The organism is Methylobacterium sp. WL120 (genome assembly GCF_008039465.1).
Classification (GTDB): Bacteria; Pseudomonadota; Alphaproteobacteria; order Rhizobiales; family Beijerinckiaceae; genus Methylobacterium; species Methylobacterium cerastii.
The window spans coordinates 1-21,454 of the sequence record NZ_VRUT01000089.1 but is presented as its reverse complement, the minus strand read 5'-3'; the positions used below and the strand labels follow the sequence as shown (position 1 = coordinate 21,454).

Genomic DNA, 21,454 nt, shown 5'->3' with positions numbered 1-21,454 from the left:
GGGTGTCGGCGCCCGCGAGCCGCAGGTGCCCGATCACCAAGTGCCCGTCGCGGTCGCGCCGGACCGGGCCGGCGACGCGGGCGGGGCCGTCCGCCTGCCTCTCGATCAGGCTGGCGACGACGACGCCGTCCGGCCTGCGCAGGCCCGACACCGCGACCCGGTCGCCCACCGCCCAGCGCCCGGCGATTCCCGCTGCGGCGATGCGCTGGCCGAGGACCATGAGGTTCCCGCCGCGCACCGATTCCACCGGCCCGACCACCTCGCGCGTCACGTCGATCCGCCGTGTCGCGAGGCCGCCCGCGTCGGCGTGGGCAACGACGTGGACCACGTGCCCGACCCTCAGGTCGGCGGCGCGCGCTGGCACCCCGTCGATGCGCACGTTGACGTCGTCGGGATAGGCGATGCGCAGGTCGTTGACGACGATCGAGCCGAAGCGGCGGATCGTGCCGATCACCCCCGTGCCCCCGATACCGCGGTCACCCTCACCCGGGATGTCGTCGGGACGCGCCCCGGTGCCGCCGATTCCTTGGTCGCGCGGCGCCTCCTGCGGCACCGCGCGCACCGGAATCAGCGCGGCGCCGGCGAGCAGCCGCAGCACGAGGCGGCGGGTGGGCGCGGCGCGATGCATCATGCGCCTGGTCCCGGAACGCGTGGACGCGACGACCGAACCTCGTGCTGCGCCTCTCGCGACTGCCCCGCCGGCGTTCTCACGCCTCGGCCTCCGACGAAGCCGGCAAAGCATCGTCTGCGGGGAAGGCGTCCCCGGCCGGCGGTACGGCCTCGGCGTAGACGTAGAGTCCGAAATTCCAGCGGTGGGAGCCGCCGGGGTCGGCGGCACAGGCGGCGTGGGCCTCGCGGTTGGCCTGGGTCAGCGCCGCCATCGCGATCTCCTTGGCGCGCGCCTCCAGCCGGAGCGCCAGTTCCTCCGACAGCCCGTCGTAATGCACCGCGCGCTCGAGGAAGCGCGGCGCGTCGCCGAGGATGTTGGCGACCGAGGCCGCGATGTGGTCGTGGAGGTTGCGCCCGAAATAGTAGAGTTGCGGCTCGCCGCCGCCGCGGGGCACGTAGGCGGCCTCCGCCAGGACGATCCGGTCCTCGCCGTCGAGGGTGGCGATCCCGCGGTCGAGCCACTCGTCCAGCACCGCGCGGGGGCGCAGGTCGCGGGTCACGCCGGCGACCAGCGCCTCGAAGGAGGGGCCGTCCTCGCCCGCGCGCCGCAGCGCCAGCGGCCGTCCCTCCGGGTCGGTGAAGGCCGGGTCGGCGAGCCAGCGGGCGATGATCCGGCTCGTGCGCGAGACCACCGCCGGCACTGCGCTCACCGGAGCCCCGGCGCCGCGCAGGCGCCGCACCTCCTTGCGGTGAATGCCGGTGAGCAGCGAGACGCGGCTGTCGGTCTGCTCCTTGCCCTGAAGCGCGAAGTCGTACTCGGCGACGTTGACGTAGAGTTCCCGCAGTAGGTTCGTCAGCGCCGGGAAGGTGATGCCGCGCGCCACGAACAGCCGCACCAGCGGCCGCAGCAGGCGCGCCACCGGCGCGTGCAGGCTGGTTCCCTCGCCGGTGTCGTTGATGGTCTCGGACATCAGATCAGCATGACCACGGGATCTGTGGGACACAATCCCACAGAGTACGCGAACGCACGTCGGCACAGCCATTTCGCGTTGACGTGGGAATTTTACACACATAGGATTGCAGCGTGGTCAAATTTCCCACACCATCAGGACCGGCGAAGACGATGCGCGACACCAGGCATGCCTTCGTCGGCCGGCATATGGCACCCCTGAACGCGGCCCGGCGCTCCGAGCGCAGGATCGCGACTGCAGCCAACCTCTCGCGGCTCGGCCGGATCGCCGCCTGCCTTGTCGCCCTGTCCCTGCCAACCTTCGGGATCGTCGCCGCGGACACGGCCCACCGCGTCGCGCCCTCGGGGGCGACGCAGGCAGCAGCCGCAGGATCCCATTCCCGACGGGCTGCGGCGTTCGACGGCGTCTCCCAGGCCGGCAGCCCGGTCTGGGAGACGCTTCTCACCCTCGATCGGGATACCAGCCGATGATTCCCGCCATCGCAAGGTCGCAAGCCATGCCGACCAACCACCGATCCTCCTGCGGCGGGGCTCCCATCCTCGACCTCGCCCTCTGCATGCTTCTCGCTGTCCTCGTCGTCGGCCTGCTGATGCTGGCGCTCTGAGCGCGGGCCCTTCCTGGACGCTCGACGGAACCGCACATCCTCTCACTTCTCCGCGCTCGCCACGCGCGAAGCGGGCGTCTGCGACCTTGTCGGCTGAACCGTGCCCAGCCTGTTACGACGCCAATCGCGCCAGCGAAGCCGGCTTCGGGCTGGTGCGCGCCGGCTCGGTCGACTGGTTCCGATCCTCGGTCTTCGCCCGCCCGTCATGGGGCACCGCGTGAGAACGGGCGCCAAGGCCGCACCTGTGTCCCGTTTGCATCGATCCAGCCGTCGCATCCGCATTCTCGCGTTACGCACAGCGTTAACCTTTCGTTAAGGGGGTGATTGCCGTCGGGGCCTCGGCGTGAGAGCTTTCGTTAACGAGAGCTTAACGGGTTGGGCCACGGCGATGCGGTTCGCGATTTCGACGGTTCGGGCGGTGTCGGCGCCCCGTCTGCGCAAGGCCCTCGCCGGCCTCGCCGGCCTCGCCGTGACGGCCGGACTGGCCTTCGCCGTCGCCCCGGCCGTGGCGCAGACCCTGGCCTCGCTGCCCGCCCCCACCTTGGCCGCCGAGCCGGTCGGCGCCGCCAAGCCGATCCTGGCCTGGGTCGGCTTCTGCCAGGGCTACCCGGCCGAGTGCGCGGTGAACGCCGCCGAGCCCGCCCGCATCGCGATGACCCCCGCGATCTGGAACACGATCCAGACGATCAACCGCCGGGTCAACAAGTCGATCGTCGCGATCACCGACATGGACCACCTCGGGGTGCCGGACCGCTGGGACCTTGCCGAGGACGGCTCGGGCGATTGCGAGGACTTCCAGCTGCTCAAGCGCAGCCTGCTCGCCCGCGCCGGCCTGCCGCGCCGCGCCATGCGGATGACCGTGGTCATCGACGAGAAGGGCGAGGGCCACGCCGTGCTCACCCTGATCACCGATCGCGGCGACCTCGTGCTCGACAACAAGACCAGCCAGATTCTGCCCTGGCACCGCACCGGCTACACCTTCATCAAGCGCGAGAGCCAGGACGCCGTCGCCTGGGTGTCGCTCGGCGGCGTCACCTCGCCTGTCACCACCGCCAACCGCTGAAAACCGGCCTCCCGTCCCGAAACGGGACGCAGCGCACGATAGCACGTTGATGAAATCTTCACCGCGTCGGCGCGAGGCTCCGGGATCGGAGCCGCCCACCACGACGCGCCCATGATCTCCCATCCCTTCCCGAAACCGTTGCTCGCCGCGGGGCTGGCCATCGCGCTCGCCACTGGACTGCTCGCTGCCGCGAGCCCGGTGAAGGCCGGCGAGGCCGGGACGCGCTACGCCTCCTGGCACGGCTGCCTCGACCGCCACTTCGGGTTGCAAGCCACGATCGGAAGCCGCCCGCTCGCCGCCGACGCGGCGATCGGCGCCTGCCGCGAACCGGAGAGGGCCTACCTTTCCGCCCTCGCCGCCTCGCCGCTGCTCGATGCCGACGACGCGCAGCAAGCTCGCGCCGCCCTGGTCGCGCAAGCCCGCGCCCGCCTGCTCGGACGGCGCGCGGCTCTTTAGGCCGACAGGCATTTCACAAAACCAGTCTTGGATCATCAGTCTTGGACCAGATCGCTCTTGAGCGCACGGCATCCGCGACGCGTGATCCAGACACCACAAAGCATCCGGCTGCCTCTTGAGAATCCAAAAGCCCGGCTCACGATGGGCCGGGCTTCGGGAATTTCGGGCCGGTCCTGTCCGTACCCTTACGCGGCGTCGGCCTTGCGGGTCTGGCTGCCCTTCACGGCGGAGGTCGCCGCCTTGCGGCCGCGGCGGGCGGGGGCGGCGGGCGCCTCCTCGATGTCCTCGGGCGCTTCGGCGGCGGCCGAGCGGCCGGGCTGACCGAGGCCGAGGCTCTTGGCGAGCGCGGAGCGCTGGGCCGAATAGTTCGCTGAGGTGGTCGGATAGTCGGCGGGCAGGCCGTAACGCTCGCGGTAGCTGTGCGGGTCGAGGCCGTGCTTGGTCAGGTGGCGCTTCAGCGTCTTGTAGGACTTGCCGTCGATGAAACTGACCAGCCCGTCGGGGCGGATCGACTTGCGGATCTGAGCGGTGCTGGGCTTCTCGACGGCCTCGGTGGTGACGGGAGCCGTGCCGGAGCCGACGTTGTTCAGCGCCTCATGGATGCTCGCGATCAGCGCCGGCAATTCGGTGATGGGGACGGAGTTGTTCGACACATAGGCCGCGACGACGTCGACGGTCCGCTCGATATAGTCGTTGCTCGTCTGCGCCGACACTGCAGTTTCAGACATCCGTACGTTCCTTGCCTATTTTTTGACGAAAACCCCAAGCGCAGGAATTATGATGTTTGCCAGAGAAAGCAAGGATGTCCACGGCGTTATCCGGGCTCAACATATGATCATATGTGTGTTTTGCCTGCCGAGTGCGCAGCGTATCCGTGCAACCGGCCCGGTGCGCCCAGCATTGCCTCACTGAGCGCCTCGCGAAATCTGCGCATCCGCGGCAGCGCAGATTTTGCTTTCGCCCGAGACCGTTACCGGACGCGAACATCGCGTCGAGACGGTGGCGAAATGCTGGATGTCGGCATCTTGTTCGGTCTGCACCCTACCCGTTGCCTGGATGTCCATACCACAGCCCTACGCAATGGTGGACAAAATTGTCGCACCAAGATGATGTGATCGCCATATTTTGAATTCGCTTGTACCAGTACAGAAGTACTAAGTAACAGTTTCGTGTACAAAGTGTGGTCGCCGGGAACGGGAGCGCCGCCGCGGATTATTCGACTGCGTCGTCCGTGACGAGGCCGGGCTCAGTCAGCATTGCGCTCGGCCCGGATGAGGCCACGCAACATCGATCGATCCAGCTAGACGGCTTGGCTCGCCAGGCATCGTCGATGCGCCTCAGGGTCGACATCGAAGTCCTGCACGGGCATGTTCCGTGATCAGCAAGTCACGGGACAAGCCCTGATCTGCTAGGCATCGCATGTCCTCGAAGCGAGCCGACATCCACAGCGCCGGAAATGCTTTCGAGAAGGTCTTGCCGCCGAAAAATCTTGCTAACGAAACGTCTTTCGCGGGTCGAACGCGTCGCGCACCGCCTCGCCGGCGAAGACCAGCAGGCTCAGCATCGCCGCGATCACCAGGAAGCCGGACAGGCCAAGCCACGGCGCGGTCAGGTTGTCCTTGCCCTGCGCTAGCAACTCGCCGAGCGAGGGGGAGCCCGGCGGCAGGCCGAAGCCGAGGAAGTCGAGCGAGGTCAGGGTGGTGATAGAACCGTTGAGGATGAACGGCAGGAAGGTCAGCGTCGCCACCATCGCGTTCGGCAGCAGGTGCACGGTCATGATGCGGACGTTGGACAGGCCGAGCGCACGGGCCGCCCGCACGTATTCGAAGTTGCGCGCCCGCAGGAACTCGGCGCGTACGACGCTGACCAGCGCCACCCACGAGAACAGCAGCATGATGCCGAGCAGCACGAAGAAGCCGGGTGCGATGAAGGCCGAGATGATGATGATCAGGTAGAGCGTCGGGATGCCGCCCCAGACCTCGATGAAGCGCTGGAACGCCAGGTCGACCCAGCCGCCGAAATAGCCCTGCACCGCGCCGGCGACGACGCCGATCAGCGACGAGACGGCGGCCAGGATCAGCCCGAACAGCACCGAGATGCGGAACCCATAGATCACGCGGGCGAGCACGTCGCGGGTGGTGTTGTCGGTGCCGAGCCAGTGCCAGGGGATGTTGGCGCAGCCCGCGCCCGGCGCCGTCTCGGCGGCTTGGCACTGCGCGTCGGTGAGCATCCAGGTCGGCGGCGAGGGCGAGGGGGTCGGCAATCCATCGTTGATGGTGTCGTAGGAGAACGGGATCGGCGGCCAGATCGCCCAGCCGTTCTCCGCGATCTCCTTGACGATCTCGGGCGTGCGATAGTCGGTGCGCGCCAGGAAGCCGCCGAACTTCTCCTCCGGGTAGTCGATCAGCACCGGAAAAAGCCACTCGCCTTTGTAGGAGGCGACGATCGGCCGGTCGTTAGCCAGGATTTCCGCGAAAAGGCTGACGACGAACAGCGACAGGAAGATCAGGAACGAGACGTAGCCGAGCCGGTTCCGGCGGAAGTTCTCGAGCCGGCGCCGGTTGAGCGGCGACAGCCCGCCGCGGCGGGGTGCGAGCGGCCGCGCCTCGGGCAATCCCTCGCTCGGCCGCGGCACGATCGGCTGGGCCCCGGGCATCGGCGCCGAGACCGGGTCGCCCTCGGGGGGGCGGGCGATCACGTTCATCGCGGGATGCTCCACAGAGGGTTCGCGGGATGCGCGTCGCGGCCCCCTCTCCCATCGGGAGAGGGTTGGGGTGAGGGGCGTGACCTCTCCGGTGCGTTCTCATCCCTCACCCTGTCCCTCTCCCGCCCGGGAGAGGGGACCCGCGATCCGATCCGAAGGCTCGGAGGGAGGTGTGAGCCTGCGCGACCGGCGATGCGCGTGCGAATGCCGCTCAGCCGTCGATCCGCACGGCGGTGCCGTCGATCTCGTTGGGGCGGACGCCGCCGTTGCGCTCCATCCACCGGCGGAGCAGGCGGACGTTGCGGCGGTTGGCCTTGAAGGCCGCGTCGAACAGGTCGCCGGCGAGCGGCACGATGCCGATCGCGCCGTCGAAAGCGACGTTCAGCGCCATCCGGGCGATCAGCCAGCGCGGCGCGCCGATGCGGCGGGCCTCTGCGACGATGTAGGACGAGATCACCATGCCGGCGATGTCGCCGACGATCGGCACGAGCCCGATCACCGCCTCCAACCCGACCCGCCGGTTGATGCCGGGGATCAGGAAGGCGGAATCGAGCAGGTGCGCCAGCGCCTCGAGCCGGGCGAGCGTCGCCTCGCGGCTCTGGTCGCCGACGCGCAGCGTCGTGCCGGCCCGCCAGCTCTGGGAGAAGGTCTGCGAGGAATCCATCGGGGGAGTCCGGTGAGCGGGGGGTGCCATCCGCGAAGATGTGGCGCCGCGACCCGGTTCCGGCAAGGATGTGGGCGGATGCCCGGCCCAGCTCCCTCACGCGGCCACCCGCCGGACCCCGGAGAGGCGGTCGAGCGCCGCGTCGAGCGTCGCGTCGGCCTTGGCGAAGCAGAGCCTCACGAGGTGGCGCACCGCCGCGTCAGGATAGAACGCGCTTACCGGGATCGCCGCGACGCGATGCTCGCGCACCAGCGCCTCGCAGAAGGCGACGTCGTCCACATGCCCAGATCCGGATTGCCCGAGCTCGGTGATGTCGACGTTGAGGAACCACGTCGCCTGCGCCGGCAGCACCGTGAAGCCGAGATGCCGGAGGCCGTCGGCGAGCCGGTCGCGCGAGCGGGCGTAGCCCGCCCGCATGTCGGAAAAGTACGAATCCTCCTTGGCGAGGCCGAAGGCCACCGCCTCCTGCAGGTTCGGCGGGGTGGTGAAGGTGAGGAACTGGTGCGCCTTGGCCAGCGTCCGCATCAGCCCAGGCCCGGCCATCACGAACCCGACCTTCCAGCCGGTGAGCGAGAAGATCTTGCCGGCCGAGCCGACCTTCACCGTGCGCTCCCGCATGCCGGGCAGCGCCATCAGCGGCCGGTGGCGGGCGCCGTCGAACACCACGTGCTCCCAGACCTCGTCGCACAGCGCGATCACGTCGTGGCGGACGCAGAACGCGGCCAGCATCGCGAGGTCGTCGGCCCCGAACAGGGTGGCGCTCGGGTTCAGCGGGTTGTTGAGCAGCACCACCTTCGTGCGCGGCCCGAAGGCGGCGGCCAGCGCCGCCTCGTCGAGGCGGAAGGCGGGGGGCGTCAACGTCACGATCCGCGGCACGCCGCCGGCGCGCAGCACCAGCGGCAGGTAGGCGTCGTACATCGGCGCGAACAGCACCACCTCGTCGCCGGGCGCGATCAGCGCCAGCAGCGCGCCGGCCAGCGCCTCGGTCGCGCCCGAGGTCACCATCACCTCGGTCTCGGGATAGAGGGCGAGCCCCTGGTGGCGGGCGTAATGCGCCGCCACCGCCGCGCGCAAGGATGGAAGCCCCATCATCGGCGGATATTGGTTCGAGCCCTCGACGAGCGCCCGGGCCCCGTGCGCGCGCATGTCGGCGGGACCCGGGTCGTCGGGAAACCCCTGCCCGAGGTTGATCGCGCCGTGCTCGCGCGCGAGCCGCGACATCGTCTCGAACACCGTGGTCGGGAGGCCGGAGAAGACCGGGTTCATGCGGGGCGTGGGGTGGACATCGGCCGGGTGATACCATGGCCCGAAGCGCCGGCGAAACGTGCGCGAGCGCACGCGGCCACCGCGACCCGCCGGGCCGGACGGCTGACGAATGTTGACATTCATCAGCCGTGAGGTAGCTTCCAGACACACGGCCGGTACGGCGCCGGCGGGGTTGGAGCTCCGCCCCCTCGTTCCGATCCTGCCAGGCGCCGGACCGGTCGTCGCGAGGCCCGCCAATTCGTTGGCGGGCCTTTTCGCGTTATGGCCTCTGCCAGCCGCAACGGATCGCCGGAGCCTGCCATGTCCACCCGCCGCGCGCTCGCGCTGGCCTTCGCCTTCGGCGCCCTCGGACTCGGCCTGCGGCTCGCCGTCCCCGTGGCGCCGGTCGACGAGTCCTATCGCGACGTGGTGCGGTACTACCGCGCGCTGGAGCGTCCCTGAGGTGCCAGCAACAGCGCCGAAACATCGGCGCCGTACTGACGACGCATTGCGAAGCGAAGGCTCGGGTCGGCGAAAGCTCGGACCCACGCCGAGAACCGGGCCGCTCCGAGCGCGGGTGCCGCAGGGCGCGGGCCGTTCGGATGCCGTACAGGCGATCGAGGCCAAGGTGCTGGACCAGGGTGCCGGATTCGCCCCGCGCGCCGACGAACGGTCGGCCCGCGGACGAAAACAGCGAGAGGATAGGGCGCGACACGGGCGCGGCGGCGTCCGGAACGTGGTCTAATCAGGCATGAACGAGAGCTCACCCATCCGCACGGACACGGCGCGCGCGTTCCAGCCGGATCCGGTCGCGTCGCCTGCGAAGACGCGGCGGTTCCGCCCATTGCGCTGGATGCTGCTTCTTCTGGCTCTGCTGGCGGCCGGCGCGATGGCCCACCGCTGGTACGACGGGCGCACGCAGGTCGCCGGCGGCCCCGGCGAGACCCAGGGCAAGGGCGGACGGGTCGGCGGCAAACGCGGCGGCATGGACGTGCCCCAGGCGGTCGGCATCGCGCAGGTCGTCACCGGCGACATCCCGGTGGTGCTCCAGGGGCTCGGCACCGTCACGCCGCTGGCCACCGTCACCGTGAAATCGCAGATCAGCGGCTACCTCACCGAAATCGGGTTCCGCGAGGGCCAGACCGTGAAGAAGGGCGACTACCTCGCCCAGATCGACGCGCGGCCCCACGAGGCGTTGCTCGCCCAGTACCAGGGCCAGCTCGCCCGCGACCAGGCCCTGCTGCAGAACTCGAAGCTCGACCTCGCCCGCTTCCAGCGCCTCGCCCAGCAGGACTCGATCTCGAAGCAGAACGTCGACACCCAGGGCGCCCTGGTGAAGCAGAACGAGGGCACGGTCGCCTCCGACCAGGCCCTCGTCGACCAGCAGCGCCTCAACATCGCCTATGCCCGCATCGTCTCGCCGGTGGAGGGCCGGGTCGGCCTGCGCCAGGTCGACCAGGGCAACTACATCACCGCGGCCTCGACCAGCATCGTCGTCGTCACGCAGCTCCACCCGATCTCGGTGGTGTTCACCCTGCCCGAGGACGACGTCTCGCGGGTGATGCGCCGGGTGCGCGCCGGCGCCAAGCTCGTGGTCCGCGCCTACGACCGGGGCGACGCCCACGAGATCGCCACCGGCACCCTCGACACGGTCGACAACCAGATCGACGTCACCACCGGCACGGTGAAGCTGCGCGCCCTGTTCGAGAACAAGGACGAGGAGCTGTTTCCGAACCAGTTCGTCAACGCCAAGCTCACCGTCGACACGGTGGCGAACGCGGCTCTGGTCCCCAACGCGGCGATCCTGCAGGGTACCCCCGGCACCTACGTCTACCTGATGGACGGCGACGCCAAGGTCACGGTCCGCCCGATCAAGACCGGCGAGACCGACGGGACCAAGACCGTCGTGCTCTCCGGCCTGCAAGCCGGCGACCGCATCGTCACCGACGGCACCGACCGCCTGCGCGACGGCGCCCCGGTTCGGATCACGGAAGGCGTCGACGGCCAGAAGGTGACGCCTGCGGAGGCGCCTGCCGGCACCGAGCAGAAGCGCGGCCGCCGGCGGCAGCAACCGTGAGCATCGGGGTTCAGGACGCGCACCTCCCCTCTCCCCGCGGGCGGGGAGAGGCCCGCACGGACTTCGTCGTCCGTGCGGGAAGCGAAGGCGCAGCCGAAGCGACGGTGAGGGGGAGTTTCCTCCGGGCCCGCCCCCTCACCGTCGGCTGCCGCCTCGCTGCGACGACGACGGGGTCGTTGTCGCCCTCTCCCCGCACGCGGGGCAAGGGGACGCGCACGGGCCGCCGCAGTGATCGCCTCCGCCTGTCCGAGAGTGCGCGGCCGGTATGAACCCCTCCCGCCTCTTCATCCTCCGCCCGGTCGCGACCACGCTGCTGATGCTGGCGATCCTGATCGTGGGCGGGGTGTCGTACCTGAACCTGCCGGTCTCGGCGCTGCCGTCGGTCGACTACCCGACGATCCAGGTGCAGACGTTCTATCCCGGCGCCAGCCCCGAGGTGATGACCTCGGCCGTCACCGCGCCGCTGGAGCGGCAGTTCGGACAGCTGGCCAACCTCAACCAGATGACTTCGCAGTCTTCGGCCGGCGCCTCGGTCGTGACCTTGCAGTTCAACCTGGACCTGCCGCTCGACATCGCCGAGCAGCAGGTCCAGGCGGCGATCAACGCCGCCGGCAACCTGCTGCCGTCCGACCTTCCGGCGCCGCCGATCTACGCCAAGGTCAACCCGGCCGACGCGCCGGTGATCACGCTGGCGCTCACCTCCAAGACCCTGCCGCTGACGCAGGTGCGGGACCTCGCCGAGACGCGGCTCGCCCAGAAGATCAGCCAAGTGGCCGGCGTCGGCCTGGTGAGCATCTCCGGCGGCCAGCGGCCGGCGGTGCGGGTGCGGTTCAACGCGCGGGCGCTCGCGGCCTACGGCCTGAACATCGACGACCTGCGCACCACCATCACCAACCTCAACGTCAACACGCCGAAGGGCACCATCGACGGCCCGAAGCAGTCCTACGCGATCAACGCCAACGACCAGATCCAGGACCCGAAGGCCTACGACGACGCGATCATCGCCTACAAGAACGGCGCGCCGGTGAAGATGTCGGACGTGGCCGACGTGGTGCAGGGGCCGGAAAACACCAAGCTCGGCGCCTGGGCCGACGAGACGCCGGCGATCATCCTCAACATCCAGCGCCAGCCCGGCGCCAACGTCATCGCGACGGTCGACAAGATCAAGGCGCTGCTACCGCAGCTCCAGGGCACCCTGCCGGGCGCGATCCAGGTCAGCCTCCTCACCGACCGCACGGTGACGATCCGGGCGTCCGTCGAGGACGTGCAGTTCGAGCTCGGCCTCGCCATCGCCCTCGTGGTGCTGGTGATCTTCCTGTTCCTGCGCAGCCTGTCGGCGACACTGATCCCGAGCCTGTCGGTGCCGCTGTCGCTGATCGGCGCGCTCTCGGTGATGGACCTCTACGGCTTCTCCCTCGACAACCTGTCGCTGATGGCGCTCACCATCGCCACCGGCTTCGTCGTCGACGACGCCATCGTGGTGATCGAGAACATCGCCCGCCACGTCGAGGACGGAGATTCGCCGCTCGAGGCCGCGCTCAAGGGCAGCCGCGAGATCGGTTTCACCATCATCTCGCTCACCGTCTCGCTGATCGCGGTGCTGATCCCGCTGCTGTTCATGGGCGACGTGGTCGGGCGCCTGTTCCACGAATTCGCGATCACGCTGGCTGCCACCATCATCATCTCGGCGGTGGTGTCGCTGACGCTGGTGCCGATGCTGTGCGCGCGCCTGCTGAAGCACGTGCCGCACGCCGAGAGCCGCCGCCGCGAGGGCGTCCTCGGGCGGATGGGCCGGCGCGCCACCGAAGGCACCATCGCGGCCTACGGCCGGGCGCTGCGGGTGGTGCTCGACCACCAGGGCGTGACGCTGCTCGTCACCCTCGCGACCGTCGCGCTCACCGCGTTCCTGTTCGTGACGATCCCCAAGGGGTTCTTCCCGGTGCAGGACACCGGCGTGATCCAGGGGATCACGCAAGGCGACCAGACCCTCTCCTACGCGGCCATGGCCGAGCGGCAGCAACGCATCGCGAGCCTGATCCTCAAGGACCCGGACGTCGCCAACCTGTCCTCGTTCATCGGCGTCGACGGCCAGAACGTGACGCTGAATTCAGGGAGGTTCCTGATCAACCTGAAGCCGCAGGCCGAGCGGACCGAGCGGGCCGGCGCCATCATCCGCCGCATCCAGGCGGCCACCGCGGATGTCGCGGGCCTGCGCCTCTACATGCAGCCGGTGCAGGACCTGACGATCGACACCGCCGTCTCGGCGACGCAGTACCAGGTGATCCTGGAGACCCCGAACCTCGAGGATTTCGAGACCTGGGTGCCGCGCTTCACCGACGCGCTGTCGAAGTCGCCGGTAGTGGCGGACGTGGCCAGCGACCACCAGGGCCAGGGGCTGGCGGCCTACGTGACGATCGACCGCCCGACGGCGGGGCGCTACGGCATCACGCCCGCCACCATCGACAACGCGCTCTACGACGCCTTCGGCCAGCGCATCATCTCGACGATCTTCACCCAGTCGAACCAGTACCGGGTGATCCTGGAGGCCGACCCGGACCTGCACAGGACCATCGCCAGCCTCGACGCGATCTACCTGCCCTCCTCCACTTCGACCAGCGGGCAGGTGCCGCTCTCGGCGGTCGCCCGGATCAGCGAGCGCCGGGCGCCGCTGCTGATCTCCCATCTCGGCCAGTTCCCGGCCACCACCGTGTCGTTCAACCTCGCGCCGGGCGCGGCGCTCGGCCAGGCCGTCGACGCGGTGGAGGAGGCGCGAAAAAGCATCGACCTGCCGCCGAGCTTTCGCGTGGTGCCGCAGGGGTCGGTCTTCGCCTTCCAGTCGGCGCTCGGCAACGAGCTGTTCCTGGTGATGGCGGCGATCGTCACCGTCTACATCGTGCTCGGCGTGCTCTACGAGAGCTTCATCCACCCGATCACCATCCTCTCGACGCTGCCCTCGGCGGGGATCGGCGCGCTCCTCGGGTTGATGATCTTCGGGCTCTCCCTCGACATCATCGCGATCATCGGCATCGTGCTCCTGATCGGCATCGTGAAGAAGAACGCGATCATGATGATCGACTTCGCGCTCCAGGCCGAGCGCGAGGAGGGCATGGCCCCGCGCGACGCGATCTACGAGGCCTGCCTGCTGCGCTTCCGCCCGATCCTGATGACGACGCTCGCCGCCCTGTTCGCGGCGATCCCGCTGATCGCCGGCACCGGCGTCGGCTCGGAGCTGCGCCAGCCGCTCGGCATCGTCATCGCCGGCGGGCTCATCGTCAGCCAGGTGCTGACGCTGTTCACGACGCCGGTGATCTACCTGTTCTTCGACCGCCTGGAACGCCGCATCACCGGCCGCCGCGAGCCCGAGCCGGACCTCCCGGCGGGCGAGGCGCTGCCGTGAGGGATATCGCAAGGGTTCGACGCATCCCCTCTCCCCGCGTGCGGGGAGAGGGCTTTGCCGACCTTGTCGTCGGCAAAGCGAGGCGGCAGCCGAAGGTGAGGGGGCTTCGCGGGATGAGCTTCGTCCGTGAACGCCCCCTCACCTTCGCTTCGGCTTCGCCTGCGCTCCCCGCATGCACGACAAGGTGCATGCGGGCCTCTCCCCGCACGCGGGGAGAGGGGGACCGCGGCGCACGCCGCGCGGGCCTCCGCCCATGAACATCTCCGAGCCCTTCATCCGGCGCCCCGTCGCGACGACGCTGCTGACGGTCGGCGTGCTGCTGGCCGGGATCTTCGCGTTCCTGAAGCTGCCGGTGGCGCCGCTGCCGCAGGTGGATTTTCCGGTGATCCTCGTCCAGGCGCAGATGCCCGGCGCGAGCCCCGAAACCATGGCGGTGACCGTCGCCGCCCCCCTGGAGCGGCGGCTGGGCGCCATCGCAGACGTCAACGAGATGTCCTCGACGAGCTCCACCGGGAGCGTGCGGATCGTGCTGCTGTTCGGCCTCAGTCGCGACATCGACGGGGCGGCGCGCGACGTGCAGGCGGCGATCAACGCCGCGCGGGCCGACCTGCCGACGGCGCTCCGCCAGAACCCGACCTACCGCAAGTTCAACCCGGCCGACTCGCCGATCGTCATCCTCGGCATGACCTCGGACACGCTGACGCCGGGCCAGCTCTACGATGCGGGCGCCACGGTGGTGCAGCAGAAGCTGTCGCAGCTGCCGGGCGTCGGCAACGTCGACATCGGCGGCTCATCGCTGCCGGCGGTGCGCGTCGAGCTCGATCCGACCGCCCTGTTCCACTACGGCATCGGCCTGGAGGGCATCCGCGCGGGGCTGGCCTCGGCCAACGCCAACTCGCCCAAAGGCGCGATCGAGGCGGGCGACCGCCGCTACCAGCTCTACGCCAACGACCAGGGCCGCAAGGCGTCCGATTACCGCGACCTCGTCGTGGCCTACCGCAACGGCGCTGCGGTGAAGCTCACGGATGTCGGCGAGGTGATCGACTCGGTCGAGGACCGGCGCAACCTCGGCGTGGTCAACGGGCGCCAGGGCGTGCTGCTGTTCGTCTACAAGCAGCCGGGCTCGAACGTCGTCGAGACCATCAACGGGGTGAAGGCGGCGCTGCCGCAGATCGTCTCGGCGCTGCCGGGCGGCATCGACGTGAAGCTCACCGGCGACCGCAGCGCCACGATCCGGGCGTCGCTCGCCGCCACCGAGGAGACGCTGCTGATCGCCGTCGGCCTCGTCATCCTGGTGGTGTTCGCGTTCCTGCGCTCGGGGCGTGCCACGCTGATCCCGGCGGTGGCGGTGCCGATCTCGATCGTCGGCACCTTCTCGGTGATGTACCTGCTGGGCTACTCGCTCAACATCCTGTCGCTGATGGCGCTGATCATCGGCACCGGCTTCGTCGTGGACGACGCCATCGTCGTGCTCGAGAACGTCCAGCGCCACATCGAGATGGGCAAGTCGCGCATCGAGGCGGCTTTGGTCGGCGCCCGCGAGGTCGGTTTCACCGTGATCTCGATGAGCCTGTCGCTCATCGCGGTGTTCCTGCCGATCCTGCTGATGGGGGGCCTGGTCGGGCGGATCTTCCAGGAATTCGCCGTGACCCTGTCGCTGGCGATCCTGATCTCGCTGGTGCTCTCGCTGACCACCACGCCGATGATGTGCGCGCGCTTCCTGCGCCCCGAGACCCATCGTTCGGGCAAGCGCCCCAACATCCTGATCCGCGGCCTGGAGGGCGCCTTCACCGGGACGCTCAACGCCTACGAGCGCACGTTGCGCGTCGCGCTGGCGCATCCGCGCCTGGTGCTGCTCGTGCTCGCCGCCACGATCGGGCTCAACGTCTACCTCTACGTCATCGTGCCGAAGGGCTTCTTCCCCGAGCAGGACACCGGCCAGATGATGGGCGGCATCCAGGCCGACCAGCGCATCTCGTTCCAGTCGATGGAGAAGAAGCTCAAGGAAGCCGCCGCCATCGTGCAGGCGGACCCGGCGGTGGACAGCGTCGTCGGCTTCACCGGCGGGCGCGGCACCAACTCGGCCAACGTCTTCGTCGGCCTGAAGCCCGCGGGCGAGCGGGTCTCGATCAGCGAGGTCGCCAACCGTCTGCGCCCGAAGCTGTCGCAGGTGGCCGGTGCGCGGCTCTACGTCTTCCCGCGCCAGGACCTGCAGATGGGCGGGCGCCAGAGCTTCGCCCAGTATCAATACACCCTGCAGGGCGACAGCGCGGCCGAACTCTACGCGGCGGCCCCGAAGCTGGTGCAGGCGCTGCAGAAGGACCCGACGTTTGCCGACGTCACCTCCGACCAGCAGGAGGGTGGGCTGGAGAGCCGGCTGGTGATCGATCGCGCCACCGCCTTCCGCTACGGCATCACGCCCGACAAGATCGACAACACCCTCTACGACGCCTTCGGCCAGCGCCAGGTCTCGACGATCTACAACCCGCTGAACCAGTACCACGTCGTGATGGAGATCGCGCCGCGCTACCTGGAGAACCCCGAGACCCTCAAGCAGCTCTACGTCTCGACCTCGGGCGGCAAGGCGCGGGGCTCGGCCACCACCAACGCGGTCGCCGGCACGGTGGCGGCGGCGCCCGCCAGCGCGGTCCCCTCCACGACGGCCGCGGCCGACGCCAGCACCAACGCCGCCGCGGTCGCCTCCGATTCCGCCCGGAACGCGGCCGCCAACGCCATCGCCGCCTCGAAGGGCAGCGCGTCTTCGAGCGCGCCGGTCTCGTCGTCGGTCGAGACGATGGTGCCGCTCTCGGCCTTCACGCGGGTGGAGACCGGCAACGCCCCGGTGCAGGTCAGCCACCAGGGCCTGTTCGTGGCGACGACGATCTCGTTCAACCTGGCGCCGGGCAAGAGCCTGTCGGACGCCACCGCCGCGATCGACAAGGCGATGTCGGAGTTGCGCCTGCCGGCCACCATCCACGGCGAATATGCGGGCGCTGCCAAGAACTACATCGCCTCGGCCTCGCGCCAGCCGCTGCTGATCCTGGCCGCGATCCTGGCGGTCTACGCGATCCTCGGCATCCTCTACGAGAGCTTCGTGCACCCGATCACGATTCTCTCGACGCTGCCCTCGGCGGGCATCGGCGCGCTGCTCGCCCTGCTGGTGACCGGCACCGAGTTCACGATCGTCGCCCTGATCGCGGTGTTCCTGCTGATCGGCATCGTCAAGAAGAACGCCATCATGATGATCGACTTCGCCCTCGACGCGGAGCGGACGCGGGGCGCGGCGCCGCGCGAGGCGATCTTCGAGGCCTGCCTCTTGCGCTTCCGCCCGATCATGATGACAACGCTGGCGGCGCTGCTCGGCGCGGCGCCGCTGATCTTCGGCGGCGGCGAGGGCTCCGAGCTCCGCCGCCCGCTCGGCATCGCCATCGCCGGCGGCCTGATCGTGAGCCAGATCCTGACCCTCTACACCACCCCCGTCGTCTACCTCTGCCTCGACCGCCTCCGGCACCGGGTGAACGCCCGCCGCCGTGGCGGAGCCGCGGCCGTGCCGGCGGGGGAATGATGCGGTTTCCGGCGATGCAGGACGGGGCGTGCGCACCCCCCTCTCCCCGCGCGCGGGGAGAGGGCTGCGACGACCCCGTCGTCGGCGCGGCGAGGCGGCAGCCGAGGGTGAGGGGGCTTCGATGGAAGAGCCTCGTCCTTCCCGGCCCCCTCACCGTCGCTTCCGCTCGCCGCCTGCACGCCAAGGTGCAGGCGGCCCTCTCCCCGCAGGCGGGGCGAGGGGATGCGCACCCAACGATGCGTCACCTCCTGAGGGCGGCCAGCCTCCTCGCCCTCACCACGGCGCTGTCCGCCTGCGTCGTCGGCCCGGACTATTCGCGCCCCTCGGTCGAGACGCCGCTGGCGTTCAAGCAGGGCGGCACCCGCGAGGATTCGGCCGGCTTCGTCGCATCGCGCAAGAACTGGCGCGCGGCGGCGCCCAACGACGGGGCCGAGCGCGGCGACTGGTGGCGGGTCTTTCGCGATCCGACCCTCGACCGGCTGATCCGCCTCGTCGACGTCGACAACCAGTCCTTACGCCAATCCGTGGCGAACTTCCGGCAGGCGCGGGCGCTGGTCGAGTCGGCCCAGGCGGCGCTCTACCCGACGGTCGTCGGCGCCCCGAGCATCACCCGCTCGCGCACGGTCGGCACCGAGCGCACCTCCGTCTCGATCCAGGGACAGGCGAGCTGGGAGCTCGACCTGTTCGGCCGCATCCGCCGGACCATCGAGACCGAGGCGGCGCTGGCCCAGGCCGACGCCGCGACGCTGGCGCTGACCCGCCTGACGATCCAGGCCGAGGTCGCGAACAACTACCTGTCGCTGCGCTACGCCGACTCGCTGGTGCGGGTGCTCAACGCCAACGTTGAGAACTTCAAGCGCACGGTGGCGATCACCGAGAACCAATACAATGCCGGCGTCGCCGCGCGCTCGGACGTGATCACCGCGCAGACGCAGGTGCAGACCACCCAGGCGGCGGCGATCGCAGCGACGCTCACCCGCGCCCAGTTCGAGAACGCGATCGCGACGCTGATCGGCCGCCCGCCCTCGGAGCTGTCGCTGGCGGTGGCGCCGCTGGCCCTCGTGCCGCCGGCGGTGCCGGTCGGCATCCCCGCATCCCTCCTGGAGCGCCGCCCGGACGTGGCCCAGGCCGAGCGCGCCGTGCAGGCGCAGAGCGAGCAGATCGGCGTCGCCGTGGCCGCCCTCTACCCGAGCGTGACGCTGTCGGCGTCGGGCGGCATTTCGGGGCTCACCCGTACCGGCCTCCTGTCGGCGGCCAACCAGGTCTGGGCGGTGACGGCGGCCGGCAGCGAGGTGCTGTTCGACGGCGGCGCGCGCTCGGCGGCGATCACCGCCTCGCGGGCCGGCTACGACGCTTCGGTGGCGAACTACCGCCAGACCGTGCTCGCCGCCTTCGCCGACGTGGAGAACGGCCTCGTCGGCATCCGCATCCTCGCCCGCCAGCAGGTGGCGCAGGACGAGGCGGTGACGCTCGCCCGCCGCGCCGTCGAGATCACCCTGAACGAGTACCGCGCCGGCACCCAGAACTTCACCACCGTGGTCACCGCCCAGGCGCTGCAGCTCAACAACGAGGTCGCCGCGCTGCAGGTGCGGCTCTCGCGCTTCACCACCGCCGTGAGCCTGATCCGGGCGCTCGGCGGCGGCTGGGATGCGCGCGCGCTGCCGAGCGATTCCGAGCTGAAGGGTCCGCGCCTGCCGATCGACCTCTCGCCCGCGGTGCACCCGGACGAGTAGGGGGCGCACACGCGCGACGCGTTCCCCTCCCCGCTGAAAGGGGGGAGGGAGAGGCCGAACCGCTCAAGCCCGCCGCAGGCGCAGCCCGAACAGGTGGAGCAGGCCGGCGAGCAGCCCGCCGTAGACGGCCGCGCCCGCGACGCCGAGCAGCGCCAGCACCGCGACCTCGCGGCCGCGCGGCAGGGCGGGCACGAGGGATTCCACCACCGGCAGCCCGTAGACCGCCACCAGCGCGAGGGCGGCGCAGCTGAGCGCTACGCCGAGGATGGTGAGGCCCAGCGTCCGGCTCGGCGCGGTCCAGCCGCGGCGCCAGGCGAGGGCGACGAGGATCAGCAGGTTGACCCACTGGCTGATCGCGGTGGCGAGCGCGAGACCGACGACGCCGTAGGGGCCGGTGAGCCAGAGCTTCAGCACGACGTTGACGGCAATCGCCGTGAGCGAGGCCCAGAGCGGCGTCTTCGTATCCTGCCGGCTGTAGAAGCTCGCCACGGCCGAGCGTACCAGCACGACGGCCGGCAGCGCCAGCCCGTAGGCGGCGAGCACGGACGCCGCGCGGGCGGCGTCGTCCGCGGAGAACGCGCCGCGCTGGAACAGGGCGGCCATGGTCAGGCCGGGCAGGGTCAGGAAGGCCACCGTGAACGGGGCGGAGAGCGCGAGCGAGAACCCGGCGGCACGGTTCTGCGCGGCATGCGCGCCGGACACGTCCCCGGCCGCGATCCGCCGACTCATCTCCGGCAGCAGCACCGTGCCGGCGGCGATGGCGATGACGCCGAAGGGCAGCTGGTAGAGCCGGTCGGCGTAGTACAATGCCGAGACCGCGCCGGTGGGCAGGAAGCTCGCGATGATGGTGTCGGCAAACGTCGCGATCTGGAACCCGGCCGCGCCCACCACCGCCGGCCCGAGCACGGCGAAGAACCGGCGCATCGCCGGATCGCGCAAGCTGGGGCGGCTGAGCCGCGGCGCGACGCCCGCCCGCCGGCAGCCCCACCACAGCAGTCCGAACTGGAGCACGCCCGAGACCGCGACACCCCAGGCGGCCGCGTGCGCCGCGTTGGGGAACAGGAAGGCCAGGCTGAGCGCCGCCAACATGGCGAGGTTCAAGAGCACCGGGGCGCCGGCCGCCACCGCGAAGCGGCGCTGGGCGTTCAGCACGCCGGAGAGCAGCGTCACCAGGGTCATGAACAGCAGATAGGGGAAGGTGATCCGCGTCAGCGCCACCGCGAGCTCGAAGCGCTGCGGGTCCTCGGCGAAGCCCGGCGCCAGCGCCCGCACCACCCACGGCATCGCGGGGATCGCCACCGCCAGCAGCACGACCTGCACGGCCAGCATCAGCGTGAAGATCCGGTCGGCGAAGCGCTGCGCCGCGCCGTCCGCCCCGGCCTCCGACAACCCGGCATAGGCCGGCACGAAGGCGGTGTTGAAGGCGCCCTCGCCGAAGATCGCGCGGAAATGGTTCGGCAGGCGGAAGGCGACGACGAAGGCGTCGGCCATCGGCCCGGCCCCCATCACCGCGGCCATCACCACGTCGCGGGCGAACCCCGTGACCCGCGACACCAGCGTCCAGCCGCCGACGGAGAGGATCGCGCGGATCACCGGTTCGTCCCGAATGCGAGTGCCGTCACGCCGCCCACCGTCCCTGCTGCCCGGCGGAGGCTTACGGTTGCGGCCACCGGCAACGCAAGCGGGTGGCAGGCGAAGGGGGAGCGGCCGCAGGCGAGGGAAGCGGTCGTGAGCCGCTTACGCCACGCTCTCGATCCGGACCGGCAGGCGGCGGTGGCGCTGGCCGGTGGCGTGGTAGACCGCGTTGGCGATGGCCGCGTTGACGCCGATGATGCCGAGTTCTCCCAGTCCCTTCAGGCCGAGCGGATTCACCTTTGCGTCCGGGTCGGGGACGAACAGGACCTCGATCTCGGGCGTGTCGGCCGCGGTGGCGACGAGGTATTCGGCGAGGTCCGCGTTGCGGTAATGGCCGCGGTCGAGGACCGTCTCCTCCAGCAGCGCCGAGCCGAGGCCCCAGATCATGCCGCCAGCGAGCTGGCTGCGGGCGGTGAGCGGGTTGAGGATGCGCCCGGCCGCGAACGCCCCGAGCAGGCGCGGCACGCGGATCTCCCCGGTTTCGGCGTGGACGCGCACCTCGGCGAACTGCGCGCCGAAGGCCCAGGACAGGTGGTCGCCGCCGCTGGCGAGGTTGATGTGCCCGGCGCGCAGGGCCTCGAGGCTCTTGGCGCTGCCGTCCTCGGGGACGAACTCGGCGAGGGTCTCGATGCCGGCGGAGTCGAGGCGGGCGACCGCCTCGCCGAGCGGCACGCCGCCCCCGTCGGCCTGCGCCAGCCGCCCGCCGACGAGGCGCAGGCCGACGGGGGCGG

At 70.4% G+C, this 21,454-nt stretch carries 16 protein-coding genes; 8 read left to right on the top strand and 8 right to left on the bottom strand.

Features of this window, described 5'->3' with window-relative positions; translation table 11 throughout:
- Both FV229_RS16790 and FV229_RS16785 read right to left on the bottom strand, forming a co-directional pair.
- Positions 1–628 (bottom strand): DUF5666 domain-containing protein (locus FV229_RS16790; protein WP_246688224.1); only part of this gene is annotated, 628 nt, incomplete at its 3' end.
- 79 nt (positions 629–707) lie between these two features.
- Complete coding sequence (locus tag FV229_RS16785; protein WP_147753061.1) at positions 708–1,580, bottom strand: DUF6502 family protein; 873 nt, start codon at positions 1,578–1,580, stop codon at positions 708–710.
- 152 nt (positions 1,581–1,732) lie between these two features.
- Here FV229_RS16785 and FV229_RS16780 point away from each other — a divergent pair, with 152 nt between their 5' ends.
- From FV229_RS16780 to FV229_RS16770, 3 genes are all read left to right on the top strand, one after another.
- The gene (locus tag FV229_RS16780; RefSeq protein WP_147753060.1) at positions 1,733–2,050 is read left to right on the top strand and encodes a hypothetical protein; all 318 of its coding nucleotides are present in this window, start codon (positions 1,733–1,735) and stop codon (positions 2,048–2,050) included.
- A gap of 522 nt (positions 2,051–2,572) precedes the next feature.
- On the top strand, positions 2,573–3,247 hold the full coding sequence (locus FV229_RS16775; protein WP_147753059.1) for a transglutaminase-like cysteine peptidase: 675 nt from the start codon (positions 2,573–2,575) through the stop codon (positions 3,245–3,247).
- Positions 3,248–3,358: 111 nt separating this feature from the next.
- Positions 3,359–3,703 (top strand): hypothetical protein, encoded by a 345-nt coding sequence (locus FV229_RS16770; protein WP_147753058.1) that lies wholly within the window; start codon positions 3,359–3,361, stop codon positions 3,701–3,703.
- A gap of 185 nt (positions 3,704–3,888) precedes the next feature.
- Here the strand turns inward: FV229_RS16770 and FV229_RS16765 are convergent, their stop codons facing one another.
- The 4 genes from FV229_RS16765 to FV229_RS16750 all read right to left on the bottom strand — a co-directional run bounded on the left by FV229_RS16765 (position 3,889) and on the right by FV229_RS16750 (position 8,337).
- Positions 3,889–4,431, bottom strand: coding sequence for a MucR family transcriptional regulator (locus FV229_RS16765; protein ID WP_147753057.1), 543 nt, complete (start codon positions 4,429–4,431; stop codon positions 3,889–3,891).
- 764 nt (positions 4,432–5,195) lie between these two features.
- The gene (locus tag FV229_RS16760) at positions 5,196–6,407 is read right to left on the bottom strand and encodes an ABC transporter permease (protein WP_147753056.1); all 1,212 of its coding nucleotides are present in this window, start codon (positions 6,405–6,407) and stop codon (positions 5,196–5,198) included.
- Positions 6,408–6,618: 211 nt separating this feature from the next.
- Positions 6,619–7,071 (bottom strand): DUF4112 domain-containing protein, encoded by a 453-nt coding sequence (locus FV229_RS16755; protein ID WP_147753055.1) that lies wholly within the window; start codon positions 7,069–7,071, stop codon positions 6,619–6,621.
- Between the two features lie 96 nt (positions 7,072–7,167).
- Positions 7,168–8,337, bottom strand: a complete 1,170-nt coding sequence (locus FV229_RS16750; protein WP_147753062.1) for an aminotransferase — start codon at positions 8,335–8,337, stop codon at positions 7,168–7,170.
- A 300-nt stretch (positions 8,338–8,637) separates the two neighbouring features.
- On the opposite strand from FV229_RS16750, the gene FV229_RS27470 reads away from it, so the two are divergent.
- The 5 genes from FV229_RS27470 to FV229_RS16730 all read left to right on the top strand — a co-directional run bounded on the left by FV229_RS27470 (position 8,638) and on the right by FV229_RS16730 (position 19,088).
- Positions 8,638–8,778, top strand: coding sequence for a hypothetical protein (locus FV229_RS27470; protein ID WP_187275175.1), 141 nt, complete (start codon positions 8,638–8,640; stop codon positions 8,776–8,778).
- Positions 8,779–9,067: 289 nt separating this feature from the next.
- On the top strand, positions 9,068–10,393 hold the full coding sequence (locus FV229_RS16745) for an MdtA/MuxA family multidrug efflux RND transporter periplasmic adaptor subunit (protein WP_147753054.1): 1,326 nt from the start codon (positions 9,068–9,070) through the stop codon (positions 10,391–10,393).
- A 265-nt stretch (positions 10,394–10,658) separates the two neighbouring features.
- A complete protein-coding gene (locus tag FV229_RS16740; RefSeq protein WP_147753053.1) occupies positions 10,659–13,790 on the top strand; it encodes an MdtB/MuxB family multidrug efflux RND transporter permease subunit in 3,132 nt (1,043 codons plus the stop codon).
- A gap of 253 nt (positions 13,791–14,043) precedes the next feature.
- Positions 14,044–17,355 carry an efflux RND transporter permease subunit gene (locus FV229_RS16735; RefSeq protein WP_147753052.1) on the top strand — a complete coding sequence of 1,104 codons (3,312 nt, stop codon included), beginning with the start codon at positions 14,044–14,046 and terminating at the stop codon, positions 17,353–17,355.
- Between the two features lie 236 nt (positions 17,356–17,591).
- On the top strand, positions 17,592–19,088 hold the full coding sequence (locus tag FV229_RS16730) for an efflux transporter outer membrane subunit (protein WP_147753051.1): 1,497 nt from the start codon (positions 17,592–17,594) through the stop codon (positions 19,086–19,088).
- A 63-nt stretch (positions 19,089–19,151) separates the two neighbouring features.
- On the opposite strand, the gene murJ is transcribed toward FV229_RS16730, so the two are convergent.
- Together murJ and FV229_RS16720 are read right to left on the bottom strand one after the other, a co-directional pair.
- On the bottom strand, positions 19,152–20,681 hold the full coding sequence (gene murJ / locus FV229_RS16725) for a murein biosynthesis integral membrane protein MurJ (RefSeq protein ID WP_147753050.1): 1,530 nt from the start codon (positions 20,679–20,681) through the stop codon (positions 19,152–19,154).
- Positions 20,682–20,825: 144 nt separating this feature from the next.
- A partial coding sequence (locus tag FV229_RS16720) for a molybdopterin cofactor-binding domain-containing protein (RefSeq protein WP_147753049.1) occupies positions 20,826–21,454 on the bottom strand: 629 nt, incomplete at its 5' end.

Bases quoted from the DNA above. Each gene is read 5' to 3' on its own strand.
- FV229_RS16785 (WP_147753061.1), bottom strand. From the start codon at position 1,580: ATGTCCGAGACCATCAACGACACCGGCGAGGGAACCAGCCTGCACGCG.
- FV229_RS16780 (WP_147753060.1), top strand. From the start codon at position 1,733: ATGCGCGACACCAGGCATGCCTTCGTCGGCCGGCATATGGCACCCCTG.
- FV229_RS16775 (WP_147753059.1), top strand. From the start codon at position 2,573: ATGCGGTTCGCGATTTCGACGGTTCGGGCGGTGTCGGCGCCCCGTCTG.
- FV229_RS16770 (WP_147753058.1), top strand. From the start codon at position 3,359: ATGATCTCCCATCCCTTCCCGAAACCGTTGCTCGCCGCGGGGCTGGCC.
- FV229_RS16765 (WP_147753057.1), bottom strand. From the start codon at position 4,431: ATGTCTGAAACTGCAGTGTCGGCGCAGACGAGCAACGACTATATCGAG.
- FV229_RS16760 (WP_147753056.1), bottom strand. From the start codon at position 6,407: ATGAACGTGATCGCCCGCCCCCCCGAGGGCGACCCGGTCTCGGCGCCG.
- FV229_RS16755 (WP_147753055.1), bottom strand. From the start codon at position 7,071: ATGGATTCCTCGCAGACCTTCTCCCAGAGCTGGCGGGCCGGCACGACG.
- FV229_RS16750 (WP_147753062.1), bottom strand. From the start codon at position 8,337: ATGAACCCGGTCTTCTCCGGCCTCCCGACCACGGTGTTCGAGACGATG.
- FV229_RS27470 (WP_187275175.1), top strand. From the start codon at position 8,638: ATGTCCACCCGCCGCGCGCTCGCGCTGGCCTTCGCCTTCGGCGCCCTC.
- FV229_RS16745 (WP_147753054.1), top strand. From the start codon at position 9,068: ATGAACGAGAGCTCACCCATCCGCACGGACACGGCGCGCGCGTTCCAG.
- FV229_RS16740 (WP_147753053.1), top strand. From the start codon at position 10,659: ATGAACCCCTCCCGCCTCTTCATCCTCCGCCCGGTCGCGACCACGCTG.
- FV229_RS16735 (WP_147753052.1), top strand. From the start codon at position 14,044: ATGAACATCTCCGAGCCCTTCATCCGGCGCCCCGTCGCGACGACGCTG.
- FV229_RS16730 (WP_147753051.1), top strand. From the start codon at position 17,592: ATGCGTCACCTCCTGAGGGCGGCCAGCCTCCTCGCCCTCACCACGGCG.